The sequence below is a fragment of the Trichocoleus sp. FACHB-46 genome, assembly GCF_014695385.1.
Lineage (GTDB): Bacteria > Cyanobacteriota > Cyanobacteriia > FACHB-46 > FACHB-46 > Trichocoleus.
Map to the genome: position 1 here is coordinate 45,851 of NZ_JACJOD010000010.1, position 12,971 is coordinate 58,821.

Below are 12,971 nucleotides of genomic sequence, written 5' to 3' on the forward strand. Positions count from 1 at the left end.
AAGCGACAGAATCTTTAGGTGCCTTCAGTCTCTAGGGTGCGTTCCATCAGGTTTAGTAGGTTAGTTGTTCGGTGCGCTAAAACTATTAATTTGCAAAACCTACCCTGTTTTAATTTTTACCTAACGAAAATTGGCTGGATTGAGGCGAGGATTGTTGCGAGTAGACATACCTTGACCTAGCTTGCTGCCTGTTCCACCATCAGCGGGATCAAGGAAGGGCCGCAAGTTGATGTTGCTAGAGCGCTCCTGCCGCCCGCCTAGAAGCGAGGCACCTAAGTTAACCAATTCGTCCAGCTTGTCACCTCCCCGGCTGCTGCCGTCTACACGGCTATTGCCTACACGACTGCTACCTACAAACGTGTTAGCTGCTTGAGTTTGTTGGCCGCTGTCAGCAATTGTCAAGTTTTGGAAGACGCGATCGCGAGTGGTCAGTGGGTCTTGATTTGGCGGGACTGTCAGAACAATCCGACAACTAGAATTTTTCTCGGTGGTAACACAAACTGTGTTGTAGTTATTTTCCACCGCCGTTCGCATTTCCTGTAGGCCATCAGGACGGTAGAGTTCTAAACGGCGACTGATTTCTTGACAACGAGCTTGAGGAGTCCAACCACCGCCTAGTTGGCTGGGTGTCGCCCAGGGATAGGATTCGCTAGGACGGCTCTCTGGGTGATAAACCACCGTGTACTGGCCGTTGAGCATTTCACAAGTAAAGCGGGGTCTATTTGCCACGCTAGTTTGAGTAGAGCCGCTACTTGGGTTTGTCGTAGGTGTAGACTCCGAATTTTCAGCCTCTGTTTGTACTTGAATATCCTTTGATGCTGATCCGGAACTGGTAGGTGTGGCAGCGATCGCACTACCAGTCATCCCTGCGAACAACCCACCACCTAAGAACACCACAGCTCCTGTAGCCAAACTTGTAGCCTTAAAAGTAAGAAACGTTAGCTTGAAACGACCTTGAGAATTACCTTGAGATTGCAATAACACCATAATCAAAGCCTCTTCAGAGTGAATGACAACTAATCACCGCAACACCACCCCTGATGTAACAAAGCCCTGATGCACCTAATGCGACAGAGCACTCCTACAACCCTGATAACAATTCAGACCTAGCATTTACATCGGAAGATCCGCCGACCTAGGAGGGTGATTTCACCGAGTCTTCATTGAAGTTGGGTTTCTGCTGAAGTGTTTAAAGCTGAGGTTGTCAGGCAAGGTCCGTGAACTTCTGAGGTTAAATTGCCCTTGTTACTCTAAAATTGGCTCAAATTATTTAATTTGACGCTACTGTTAGCGCAGCTCTGATTAGATGAGCTAGTTTCACAAAACTTTATTATTCAGCATTCGTATCGTATACTACGCGAGGATGACCAACAAGGAGTATTGATAACGATGTCGGAGGCAGTAAAGCCCCTGACAGTGCCGAAGGAGTTAATGGGTCCTCCGGGTCAATTTAACCCGACGCTGCTAATGTTCCTGGCAGCGGTAGCCATAGAAATCCTATCGATACTGGGTTACTGGTGTTGGGAATGGCTTGACTGGTGCTGCTTTAGCATGACTGTCATTGCTCTACATATGGTGGGGACGGTGATTCATGATGCATCCCACAATGTGGCACATCGCAATCGCATCATCAATGCCGTCATGGGGCATGGTAGTGCCTTAATGCTGGGTTTTTCTTTCCCAGTCTTTACGCGCGTGCACATGCAGCACCATGCCAATGTGAATGATCCAGACAATGACCCCGATCACTTTGTTTCGACCGGGGGGCCGCTCTGGTTTATTGCGGCTCGTTTCATGTACCACGAAATTTTCTTTTTCCGCCGTCGGTTATGGCGGAAGTCCGAGTTATTGGAGTGGTTTCTCGCTCGCCTAGCCGTCGGTGCTCTAATTTACACAGCCTGCCAGCACGACTTTCTGGGCTACATTTTCAATTTTTGGTTTGTGCCTCTGGCAGTTGTAGGCTTAGCTCTGGGCTTATTCTTTGACTATTTGCCCCACCGACCTTTTCAGGAGCGCGATCGCTGGAAGAACGCTAGAGTCTACCCCAACCGGATTCTGAACCTGCTGATTATGGGTCAGAACTACCATCTGATCCATCATCTGTGGCCTTCTATTCCCTGGTACAACTATCAGCCTGCTTACTATGCCACTCAGCCTTTGTTAGACGCTAAGGGTTGCCACCAATCGCTGGGTTTATCAAAGACTAAAGACTTTTGGCACTTTGTGTACGATGTCTTCCTAGGCATTCGTTTTCACCGCCCGCGATCGCTGGAGTCTTCAGAGGTAAACACTCCTATAAGCCAAGCTAGCCCAGCCAACAGTAGCTTAGAGGTAGCTCAGGGCTTGGAAGTTCACAGTTGACCAGTCCAGTTAAACCCGGCTTAAACCACTAAAAAAGGGAGCAAGACTTAACTCTGCTCCCTTTTTTAGTGATTGAACTTAGTTAACGATGAGACTTAACGACGGGCGATGCCAAGCCTGTTTGAGCCAAGATCCAATCGGGTCTTAAGCTCTTGGCTTGACGCAGATAGGGATGATAGATTTCGACGTGCGGATTTGGAGTATTGAAATGAATCAGGAAGCGAATGCAACGCTCCAAACTGCCTTCAACGTGCATTTGTTGCACATCTATCAAAGGGACATTCTGCCAACGGGGACGATCACGCGCTACTGAAGCCGGAAAGATGGCGTCCAAGTCGCGGGTAACTGAGAACGTCGCACTGATAATTTCTTCTGGATCGAGTTGATTATGAGCTTCTAGCTCATCTAACAGCTCAGCGACTGCTTCTCGAATTGCCTCAGCCGTATTTTCTGAGGCAGTTGTTGCACCACGAATTGCCCGAACTCTCCATTCCACGCCATCATCCTCCGTCATGTGATTAAACCAAGGTTCATCAAGTTGAATTTTTATGGCTCAGATTATCTAACCTGAGCGATCGCAACGATAACTGAAAATCTTGACAATGCGAGCCAATGTTAACAAAATCTAGGATTTTCAAGGCTTTAATTGTCAAGTTTGGGCAAGTGGTTCACTAAGGTCGGTAAAGCCACAAAGGTAGACCACTGGTAGATAACTCAAACTCCATCCAATCGAGGCTGGCTCTCACTCCCAAGCGAGTTTGACTCGTACTAGGAACGACACGGCTCCAGAAGGGCTTACGTTCTTCCAAGTTGTAGCAACGAGTTTTTTCTGGATCAAGACCTGCAAGTTCTGCCGCCCAGCGACGAGCATCTTCTTCGGTTCCTAGGCGATCTACAAGCCCTAGTTCTTGAGCTTGCTCACCTGTGAAAACTCTCCCATCTGCAAAGCTTTTAACTGTATCCACCGCCAGCTTACGGGCGTCAGCAACAGTCTGCACAAACTGTAGATAGCTTGTGTCAATCAACGATTGCAAAATATGGGCTTCTGGCTCTGTCAGCTCTCGGTCAAAAGCCAAAATATCTTTGTAGGGACCAGATTTGATCACTTTGAAGGAAACGCCTACTTTTTCTAGAAGACGCTCTAAGTTATTGCCCCGGAGAATTACCCCAATGCTGCCAGTGATGGTACCCGGATTGGCGACAATGTAATTTGCGCCCATGCCAATATAAACGCCACCCGATGCAGAAATATTGCCGAAGCTGGCAACAATTTTGATTTTTTCACTCAGACGTTTGAGGGCGCTGTAGATTTCTTGGGAGTCTCCGACAGTGCCACCAGGGCTATCAATTCGTAGGAGCAGAGCGGGAAATTCTCTTTCTTCTACGGTTTTGAGAGCTTCTAAAACTCGCTTGCGTGTCGCTCCTGCGATCGCCCCTGAGACTTCAATGCGAGCAATTTGTTTTCGAGACCGAGGCTTGAAAGGCCAAATCATGAGTAATTGAGAACCAGTACGAAATGATGTCAGTCAATTTTGAGGCAGAGACCGACTCAGACTGGAATGACAGCCCAAGTTTTCAGCTTTCCTCAAGCAGCTGAAGCTGACCAGCAGGTTAAAAGTGTTGCACTGTTAGCTGGAGTGGTCTGACTCCTAGTGTGCCTTAATTCTTAGACGATTGGATTGAAAGTATTGGGGTTGCTACTGCTAGGGCACTAGGATTCTGCTGGATCCAGAAGCCTGATCTGTTGCTCAGAATCAGCCGTTTGCTCAAACTTCGGTACCGCAGTAGTAAAACGAGTATCTTTAAATAAGTTACTTAACATAAGTATATAACTCAGTACAATTAATTAAAGCTGTACTTCAAGCTGTAGCTCAGTTTTCTCAATCACTCAGCATCCTAGATGAGATTAGGATGCGGGCCTAAGGTTTAGTATTTGGCACCGCCCAGTCCTTCCCGGAGTTATTGCATGCACCTAAGACCCTCTGAATCAAAGTTACCCGTAGCACCACTCCTCTTGATTGCGCCCTTTTTTCTCTGGGGCACGGCGATGGTAGCGATGAAAGGAGTCATTCCGCAGACTACCCCTATGTTTTTAGCAGGGGTGCGCTTGGTGCCTGCGGGGATGATGATTTTAGTGGTCGCAGCGATGATGCGACGACCGCAACCACGGGGTTGGGCGGCTTGGCTCGGAATTCTGAGTTTTGCCTTGGTGGATGGCGCTTTATTTCAAGGCTTTTTAGCAGAAGGATTGACTCGTACCACTGCGGGTTTAGGGTCAGTCATGATTGACTCTCAACCTTTAGCTGTGGCTCTGCTGGCCTGTTGGCTGTTTGGCGAACACATTGGCTTGTGGGGTTGGCTCGGTTTAGGCTTAGGCGTGCTGGGTATTAGCTTGCTAGGGCTACCCGATGAATGGATTTGGGGATTACTGCAAGGACGTTTGGCGATCGCTTCCTTACCTTCAGCCTCAGAACTATTACACCAGCTGTTTCAGAATGGCGAATGGTTGATGCTTTTAGCGGCTCTGTCTATGGCCGTAGGCACCGTCATGGCTCGTTTGGTCTTTCGCTATGCTGATCCAGTCACAGCTACTGGGTGGCATATGATATTGGGAGGTCTGCCACTTTTTGCGTTTTCATCGCTGTGGGAGTCCGAGCAGTGGGTGCATCTCGATTTTTCTGGGTGGATGGCATTGAGCTACTCCACTGTCTTTGGTAGTGCGATCGCTTATGGCTTGTTCTTTTACTTTGCCTCTAGCGGTAGCCTAACCAGCTTGAGCGCTTTGACATTTCTGACACCTGTGTTTGCCTTACTGTTTGGTAATTTATTCCTAGCAGAAGTCCTTAGCCCTTTGCAGTGGTTTGGGGTGGGTCTGACCTTGGTTAGCATTTATCTGATCAATCAGCGTGAGGCGATCGCCCGAAAGCTTCAGGGTGCTACTGCATCAAAACCGGTGTCCCTACTTGAGGAAACTGCCGCTGCAACTGTAGAACTATTACCTCAATCTGGCGGTAATATCAGCGATGTTACGAGGGTGCCTCTGCAAATTACCGACGCGGAATCTAAAATTTTGCAGTAATAGTGCGACTAACCCAGGTTATTTATAGATCATGTCCTGTTTTTAGAAGGCTTTGTGATTTCGTAAAACTAAGGAATCTTTTGGAGGCCTATGAGAGTCAAAGCCGCTATGTTAATTTGCCACAATCACACTCTCGCCGCTTGCCCTGGTTGTAGTCTTTAAGCCTTGGGTTTATTTATGACGCTCTACCGCTCCACTTTACTCCTGCTTACCTGTGTCACTTTCCTCGGTGTCATCTCTGAGCCAGCAAGGAGTTACGCGGGAGTCCGCTCTAGGGCATCTGCACCTGAGGCTCCTAGCCCTCTCTTACTCGCTAGCTCACTTAACTTAGCCCAATCCCCACCTATCGAGGGTGCTTCAGCCAGTGCATCCACAACTGCTAGCTCGTCCCCTAGCAGCATTACGCCTGGCACAACTCTGCAACCTGGTGCCCAAGGGGCAGCAGTGAAAGAGTTGCAAACCACCCTGAAGCTTTTAGGCTACTTTGATGGCGCTGCCGATGGAACTTACAGTCAAAGTACTGAGACTGCTGTTTTAAATTTTCAAAAAGCGATCGGTCTCAGTCCAGATGGGGTTGCAGGTCCAAGCACGCTCTCTCGCCTACAAGAGTTACAGAGCGCTAAAACTGAGGCTCCGAAACCAACTCCAACCCCCGCTCAAGAGGCTAAATCTGCTGGACCGCAACGGAGTTGGTTAGGTTGGTTGGTGGGTGTAATCGCGATCGCAGCCATTGGAACTGGAATTTTATATTTGTTGCTAAGGGCGAGCGGCCAGTCGAAACAACCGAAGACTTTAGCAGGTCGCGAATCTTCCCCGCCCAGCTTATCTGGAGCAGACGCTAATCCCGTAGAGCCGTCAGTTTCTAGTCCTCATACTCCTGTCGTGGAGGTGAGCAGCAATGGCCACAGTGTTCCAGCGATCGCGGTTGATGGCAAGCAGTCAGAGGCATCTAGTGAAACCTCTAATTCCGAGTCGTTGCCTGTCCGAGAAACCACACGACTAGCCAAAATCAATATTGTTGAGGAATTGGTTAAGGATCTACGCAGCCCAGATCCTGCTAAGCGGCGGAAGGCCATTTGGGAACTCGGGCAACGGGGCGATACTCAGGCAGTACAGCCGTTAGTCGACTTAATGATTGACTCTGACTCTAAGCAACGCAGCTTAATTTTGGCTTCCTTGTCGGAGATTGGCGTACGGACCCTGAAGCCGATGAATCGAGCTTTAGCGATTTCCTTGCAAGATGAAAATCCAGAAGTACGGAAAAATGCGATCCGCGACATCACCCGGATTTATGATCTGGTCGGCCAAATTAGCCAACTGCTGCGTCATGCGACAGAAGATCCGGATGCAGAAGTACAAGAGACAGCACGTTGGGCACTCAATCAAGTGAACCGGATTAAGACGATTGCCAATGTGGAGAACGTCCCAGCGCTGAAAAATTCTGTGAGTCCCCCAGAAAGCTTACCTGAGAGTCCCTCCGATCCATAAAAGCTCTCTTGATGCTCTGGTTGGTCAGGATTAATTTGTTCTTCTCATCAGTACTCAATGGGTGCAATTATTTCCCTAGATAGTCCACTCAAACTTTTGTTTGTTTCTACTTCCGTGGGGCCTTTAGGGTCTGGCTTAGGCGGTGGGGTTGAGCTAACGTTGCACAACATTGCTCAAGAACTGATGAGCCGGGGCCACTCGTTGCAGATTCTTGCCCCTACAGGTTCTAGCTTGCGGACGCTGCCGATCATCGAAATTGCCGGAGAGTTGCAGACCACTGCTCAAACTCAGTTGAGAACTGACCCCATCGTGATGCCAGGTGCAGCGGTGCTGGCCAATATGTGGGATTATGCTCGTCGAGTTGTGCCAGATTACGACTTGTTGGTGAATTTTGCCTACGATTGGCTGCCCTTTTACTTAACTCCGTTTTTTCCACGTCCGATCGCGCATTTGGTGAGTATGGGTTCGCTTACCGATGCGATGGACCAAATTATTGAACAAGTAGCAAGGCAATTTCCTCGCACGATCGGAGTACACAGCCAAGCTCAAGCGGCCACGTTTTCCTTTGCAAGCCACTGTCGTTGTTTGGGTAATGGATTTGATTTGTCTCTGTATCAGTTCTGTGGAGAACCCCAGCCTTGGCTAGGGTGGGTTGGGCGAATTGCCCCCGAAAAAGGTTTGGAAGATGCGATCGCGGCGGCTCAAGAGACAGGCATGCCACTGAAGATTTTGGGTGCGATGCAAGATGCTGCCTATTGGCAACAACTTTGTCAAAGCTATCCCCATGCTCCCGTGGAGTACTTGGGTTTCCTCCCAACTACTGAGTTGCAGCAGGTTCTACGGCAATGTCGGGCTTTGCTAGTTACACCCCGCTGGGTGGAAGCCTTTGGCAATGTGGCGATCGAGGCTTTAGCCTGTGGCGTTCCGGTGATTGCCTATCGACGGGGTGGGCCAGCGGAAATCGTGAAAGATGGCAAGACGGGTTGGCTAGTAGAACCCGATAGTGTGCCTGGTTTAGTGGCGGCGATCGCCAAAATTGACCAAATCGATCGGGCGACCTGTCGTCAACAATCTGAGGCGGAGTTTTCACAAGCGGCAATGGGCGATCGCATGGAAGAATGGTTTGCAGACATTCTGGGAATAACACTGAGGCCAGCATGAACTGCCAACTTCCACCTTTCCTCAAACCGGGCGATCGCTTGCGGGTGATTGCCCCTAGCGGCACATTGCGAGAATTGAATGCCTTTCAGCAAGGGCTAGAAATTTGGCGATCGCGCGGCTATGAGCTAGAACTCACCCCTGGTTTTGATGCTCGGTGGGGATATTTGGCAGGGGATGATCTGACCCGTCGCCAGCAGCTAGAAACCGCACTGAAAGATCCAGATTGCCAAGGAATTCTTTGTGCCAGAGGCGGTTATGGCGGGGCGCGCCTGCTAGAGGATTGGCATTGGCCGCCGTCACCATCTAAATGGTTGATCGGTTTTTCTGATATCACTAGCTTGCTGTGGAGCCTAAGCCAGCAAGAAGTTTCTGGTGTTCATGGCCCTTTGTTGACCACTTTAGCCGCTGAGCCAGATTGGTCGGTTGAGCGTTTATTTAGCTGGGTGGAAGGACGTAATTCCCTCGCTCCTTTATCAGGGCAGGGTTGGGGAGGTGGACAAGCCAGAGGGATTCTGCTGCCTGCCAATTTGACGGTTGCAACTCACTTGCTGCATACACCGCATCAACCTCAGTTAGAAGGTGTCATCTTAGCCTTCGAGGATGTTTCGGAAGCGCCCTACCGAATTGATCGGATGCTAACGCAATGGCGCTTAAGTGGAGCGTTTCAAGCAGTGCGGGCGATCGCATTGGGGCGCTTTAGCCAATGCCAACCCCCTGCTAATGTGCCCAGCTTTAGCATCGAAGAGGTGTTGCGCGATCGCCTCAGCGACCTTAACATTCCCATTGTTTCTGACTTGCCTTTTGGTCACGATGGCCCCAATGCCGCATTGCCAGTTGGTAGACTCGTCACTTTAGATGGTGATCAAGGACGATTAGAGTTTGAGTAAAGTTGGGGTTTGAGTAAAGACTGAGGCTAGCTGGACCGTCTAGAAGCTGGACATTAAGTGATTAACCACTCCAGTTTGCTGAGTGTCGCTTTGTTGTTTAAGGGTGCTGCGGGCTTGACTTAGCACTACCTTGGCTTCCATAAACTTGCCCTGCTGAATCAACACTTGGCTCCAGCCTAGATAAGGAGCGGCTAACTGCGGATCGGCTTCAATCGCTTGACCAAAGGCAGCGATCGCTTCGGAATTTTTGCCCTGTTTTGCTAGTAAAGCTCCTTTGGCTGTGTAGGCTTCAGCGTAGTTCGGCTTGGTCTCAATGGCTTGCTCAAAAGCTGCTAGAGCTTCTGGCAATTGACCTGCGGCTCGTAACGAAAAGCCCTGCTCTAGCAGATCAGCTGCTTGAAGTTTGCTGGCAGGCGCTTTGTTGGCAATCCCAAAGCCGTAAGCAGAGGCGGCGATCGCTGCAGTTAAACCAATGGCGATCGGAAACTTAAACCACCATGAATTAGAAACTGGCATTGCTTTTACTCAGTGTTTTTGCGCTTAGTTATGTTAAAAAAATTACTTAAGATGTCCCTTGGCCGTAATTTGACTCTATCAAAGCCAGAAACACTGAAGAGACCCAAGAACCAATCTTTTTGGAGTCTTTATAGACGGAGGAGTAAAAGCATTAAAAGCATCAAGGAAGTGTAATCTAACCAAAATTCGGCCTCTGTACACTGAGCTGATAGGTTATCTATAACCCGGTTTTGGCACTGGGCAAACCCAAGACCCGCTTTCGCGAAATAGTTGGGTTAACGAATCGAAAATTGTTGTAAACCTACAGGTAACAAAAAACCTGCCTGATACTAGAACCAGACAGGTTATTGAGTTGGCTAACGAATCGATTAACGAGTTCTATTCGGCGGTTTCGGTTTGCTCAGATAAACGTTGCAGCGAGATCCTAGCCGACTCGGAAACGTGAGGATGGCCGTCTTTCTCTAGAAACTTCAAAGCTGAGACACTTTTAGGACTTGGGAGATGACCCAACGCTTCAGCGAGGCGTTGGCGAACTAGCCAGTCTTCGGATTGAGCAAACCGCAGAATCTTTTCTACTGCCTCTACAGCCTTGATTTCACCTAAGGCTGCGATCGCCGCTTGTTGCACCACAATCTCATGGCTATCTAGCGCCTGAACCAACACATCATAAGCTCGGTGATCCTTCAAGTTGCCTAAAGAGACCGCTGCACTAAAGCGCACGAGCCAATCTGTATCTTCATAAAAAGCTCGAGACAACGGCTCCAACGCCCGAGGATCGGCTAAATAGCCTAAGGCTCCGGCTGCATCAGCCCGAATGCCATAATCTGGGTCGTTCTCTAGCAGGCGGATCAAAATGGGGTAGCACTCTTCAGTAGGCTTGATGCCTAAGGCAAACACGGCCATTGAGCGAATCTGTAAATTTTCATCGTCCAGCACTTTTTTAATCAGGGGTACTGCGTCAGCCGCCGAAACACCCCGCAAGGAAGCCAAAGCCAACATGCGATCGCGTGAGTTTTCGCTTTCTAGCTGGCTGGCAATTTGTTCTAGATGAGAATGAGTCATATACTTTAATCTTGCTATATTACAAATTTTTACACTTTCTCTCTTGCTTGGGGGAGTGTTGATTTCACTCCATCCAGTTAAACAAAAGTAGAAAATGCTGAAAAGCTTCTGAGGTAAGAGTTCGCAGAAACTTTAGAGGGTGACAATAGCAATATTATATATATTAAGATTTGTAAAGAATATAAAAATCGCCTATAAAAGCTTAAAGATTTTTAGTTATCGAAAAACTTAAGGCCACTAATAAAGATTGCCTCACTTTTCCCAACTGCTGGAATTGGAAAAGGCGAGGCAACGACATGAGCTGAGAGAGAACCAATTATAGTTAGGGTCTTTGAGTCGCGATCGCTAAACGTGCTCCCGGAACGCGACGCAAGCGATCCATGACTTGCACAACTTGGCCATGCCTGACGTTTTCGTCTGCGTTCAAAACTACGATCGACTCTTGACCAGAGGGAATCAGGTTGCGTACCCCTACCTCTAAAGCATCTAGCGGAATCGCTTGGCGGTTGAGGGCGATTTGACCTTGCGGATCAATCGTGATTGTGATGCGAGTTGAGCTTTGGGCCTGAGCGGTTGCTGCTTTGGGAAGATTGACAGGTAACCCTTGAGAACTGGTCAGATAAAGCGATGAGAGGATGAAAAAGGTCAAAATGGCAAAGATTACATCGATCATCGGCACGATGTTAATCTGTGGGGGCACATCCGGTTCAGAAGGTAGACGCATCAGTTCCTCTCGCTGGTAACGACGTTAGAGCCATTGTAGCGGTGCTACTGCGGTCTACGAGGCTTCGACTGCATCCGGGACTGCCTCTACAGTATGTCGGGGTTGGCCTGGTAAGGCGGCGATCATCGCATCTAACACTTTTGCCACTGGAATAATTTCTAAATCAATATCAGGAACGGTTTGCCCTTTAGGAATGATGGCGCGTTTGAATCCCAGTTTGGCGGCTTCCTTCAGGCGCAGCTCAATCTGCGAGACTGGGCGAATTTGCCCGCCTAAGCCTACTTCCCCAATTAAGACAGTTTTGGCATCGACGACGCGATCGCGGAAACTAGCAGCGACGGCAACAGCTACACCCAAGTCAGCTGCAGGCTCGCCGACATTGAGGCCACCCGATGAAGCGACGTATGCATCTAGTTTAGAGAGGGGAATGCCAACCCGCTTTTCTAAAACTGCCAAAATTTGCAACAAGCGGTTGTACTCAATCCCTGTGGTGGAGCGGCGAGGAGAGCTATAGCTGGTGGGACTAACTAACGCTTGGAGTTCTACGACGATGGGACGGGTGCCTTCGCAAGCCACAATCGTAGCGGTGCCAGGCGCAACCTCCTCTCGATTGCCTAAAAACAGCTCGGATGGATTAGAAACTTCTGCTAATCCCCGATCGGCCATTTCAAACACACCTAGCTCATGAGTGGCTCCAAAACGGTTTTTTACCGAGCGCAATAGGCGGTGGCTAGCAAAGCGATCGCCCTCAAAATACAGCACCGTATCAACTAAGTGCTCCAATACCTTAGGCCCCGCGATCGCCCCTTCTTTCGTGACGTGCCCCACAATAAACAGCGTAATGTGCTCGCGCTTAGCCACATGCATCAAAGCTGAGGTACATTCGCGGACCTGGGATACAGACCCAGGTGCAGAGCCTAAAGCTGAATAGTAGAGCGCTTGAATGCTATCAATCACTGCCACTGTCGGTTTTAAGGATTCCAACTCTGCCAGAACGGTTTCTAAATCTGTTTCTGGCAAAACATATAAGTTTGGCCCCGGATCTCCCGTCGCTGCGGCAGCTTCTTCCGCTGAACGTTGCTGCAACTGCACAGGAGGCTGCTTGCCAATGCCTAATCGGTGCGATCGCAGCTTCACTTGCTGCCCAGACTCCTCTGCACAAACATAGAGCACCCGATGCTGAGAACCGAGCTGATTAGCGACCTGTAGTAACAAGGTGGATTTACCAATTCCTGGATCTCCACCAATTAAGACCAGAGAGCCAGGTACAATCCCGCCCCCTAACACGCGATCTAGCTCTGTATAGCCAGAAGAAACACGCGCTTGCGGATGATCAGAAATTTGCTCGAAGGTGAGGGATGAGCGAGCCTGCACAGATGTAGTTGAGGAGGCACGTTTTTTACCATTGAGGCGAGCGGTAGCAGTCAAACCAATCGGAGTGGCAGCAGCAGGGTTAGATTTAACGATCTGCTCTTCTAAAGAGTTCCAAGCATGACACGATGGGCACTTCCCAAAATACTGCGGGGATTCGGCAGCACATTGGTTGCAAACATAGTGGGATCGAGTTTTGGGCATTACTTAACTATTCTTAAATACTCTCAAAGACGGATTAATTGTTAAGAAAAACCGAAAGGCAATAATGATGAGAGTTTCAGCGGCATTCAACCGTCTAAATAGGGTACTATCTTAATGA

At 49.1% G+C, this 12,971-nt stretch carries 12 protein-coding genes; 5 read left to right on the forward strand and 7 right to left on the reverse strand.

Going from position 1 to position 12,971, the window contains the following annotated elements; genetic code table 11:
• Positions 1–120: 120 nt before the first annotated feature.
• Positions 121–987, reverse strand: a complete 867-nt coding sequence (locus H6F72_RS06150; protein ID WP_242016816.1) for a COP23 domain-containing protein — start codon at positions 985–987, stop codon at positions 121–123.
• Between the two features lie 402 nt (positions 988–1,389).
• Between H6F72_RS06150 and crtR the strand changes: the two genes are divergently transcribed.
• Positions 1,390–2,361 (forward strand): beta-carotene hydroxylase, encoded by a 972-nt coding sequence (crtR, locus tag H6F72_RS06155; RefSeq protein ID WP_190432823.1) that lies wholly within the window; start codon positions 1,390–1,392, stop codon positions 2,359–2,361.
• Positions 2,362–2,443: 82 nt separating this feature from the next.
• Here crtR and aroH read toward each other — a convergent pair whose 3' ends face one another.
• Positions 2,444–2,857 (reverse strand): chorismate mutase, encoded by a 414-nt coding sequence (aroH, locus tag H6F72_RS06160; protein WP_370527456.1) that lies wholly within the window; start codon positions 2,855–2,857, stop codon positions 2,444–2,446.
• Positions 2,858–3,032: 175 nt separating this feature from the next.
• Positions 3,033–3,854: a signal peptide peptidase SppA gene (gene sppA / locus H6F72_RS06165; protein ID WP_190432827.1), complete on the reverse strand. Its 822-nt coding sequence runs from the start codon at positions 3,852–3,854 to the stop codon at positions 3,033–3,035.
• 473 nt (positions 3,855–4,327) lie between these two features.
• Here sppA and H6F72_RS06170 point away from each other — a divergent pair, with 473 nt between their 5' ends.
• The 4 genes from H6F72_RS06170 to H6F72_RS06185 all read left to right on the forward strand — a co-directional run bounded on the left by H6F72_RS06170 (position 4,328) and on the right by H6F72_RS06185 (position 8,976).
• The gene (locus H6F72_RS06170; protein WP_190432829.1) at positions 4,328–5,440 is read left to right on the forward strand and encodes a DMT family transporter; all 1,113 of its coding nucleotides are present in this window, start codon (positions 4,328–4,330) and stop codon (positions 5,438–5,440) included.
• A gap of 165 nt (positions 5,441–5,605) precedes the next feature.
• Positions 5,606–6,928: a HEAT repeat domain-containing protein gene (locus tag H6F72_RS06175; RefSeq protein WP_199298923.1), complete on the forward strand. Its 1,323-nt coding sequence runs from the start codon at positions 5,606–5,608 to the stop codon at positions 6,926–6,928.
• Between the two features lie 57 nt (positions 6,929–6,985).
• The gene (locus tag H6F72_RS06180) at positions 6,986–8,089 is read left to right on the forward strand and encodes a glycosyltransferase family 4 protein (protein ID WP_190432831.1); all 1,104 of its coding nucleotides are present in this window, start codon (positions 6,986–6,988) and stop codon (positions 8,087–8,089) included.
• Positions 8,086–8,976 (forward strand): LD-carboxypeptidase, encoded by an 891-nt coding sequence (locus tag H6F72_RS06185; protein WP_190432832.1) that lies wholly within the window; start codon positions 8,086–8,088, stop codon positions 8,974–8,976. The genes H6F72_RS06180 and H6F72_RS06185 overlap by 4 nt, the downstream gene beginning before the upstream one ends.
• Positions 8,977–9,015: 39 nt before the next feature.
• Here the strand turns inward: H6F72_RS06185 and H6F72_RS06190 are convergent, their stop codons facing one another.
• The 4 genes from H6F72_RS06190 to radA all read right to left on the reverse strand — a co-directional run bounded on the left by H6F72_RS06190 (position 9,016) and on the right by radA (position 12,853).
• On the reverse strand, positions 9,016–9,492 hold the full coding sequence (locus H6F72_RS06190; RefSeq protein WP_190432834.1) for a tetratricopeptide repeat protein: 477 nt from the start codon (positions 9,490–9,492) through the stop codon (positions 9,016–9,018).
• A gap of 378 nt (positions 9,493–9,870) precedes the next feature.
• Complete coding sequence (locus H6F72_RS06195) at positions 9,871–10,554, reverse strand: HEAT repeat domain-containing protein (RefSeq protein WP_190432835.1); 684 nt, start codon at positions 10,552–10,554, stop codon at positions 9,871–9,873.
• A gap of 322 nt (positions 10,555–10,876) precedes the next feature.
• Entirely contained in the window at positions 10,877–11,278 is a 402-nt protein-coding gene (locus H6F72_RS06200) for a biopolymer transporter ExbD (RefSeq protein ID WP_190432837.1), read from the reverse strand.
• Positions 11,279–11,332: 54 nt separating this feature from the next.
• On the reverse strand, positions 11,333–12,853 hold the full coding sequence (gene radA, locus H6F72_RS06205; protein WP_190432839.1) for a DNA repair protein RadA: 1,521 nt from the start codon (positions 12,851–12,853) through the stop codon (positions 11,333–11,335).
• Positions 12,854–12,971: the final 118 nt, after the last annotated feature.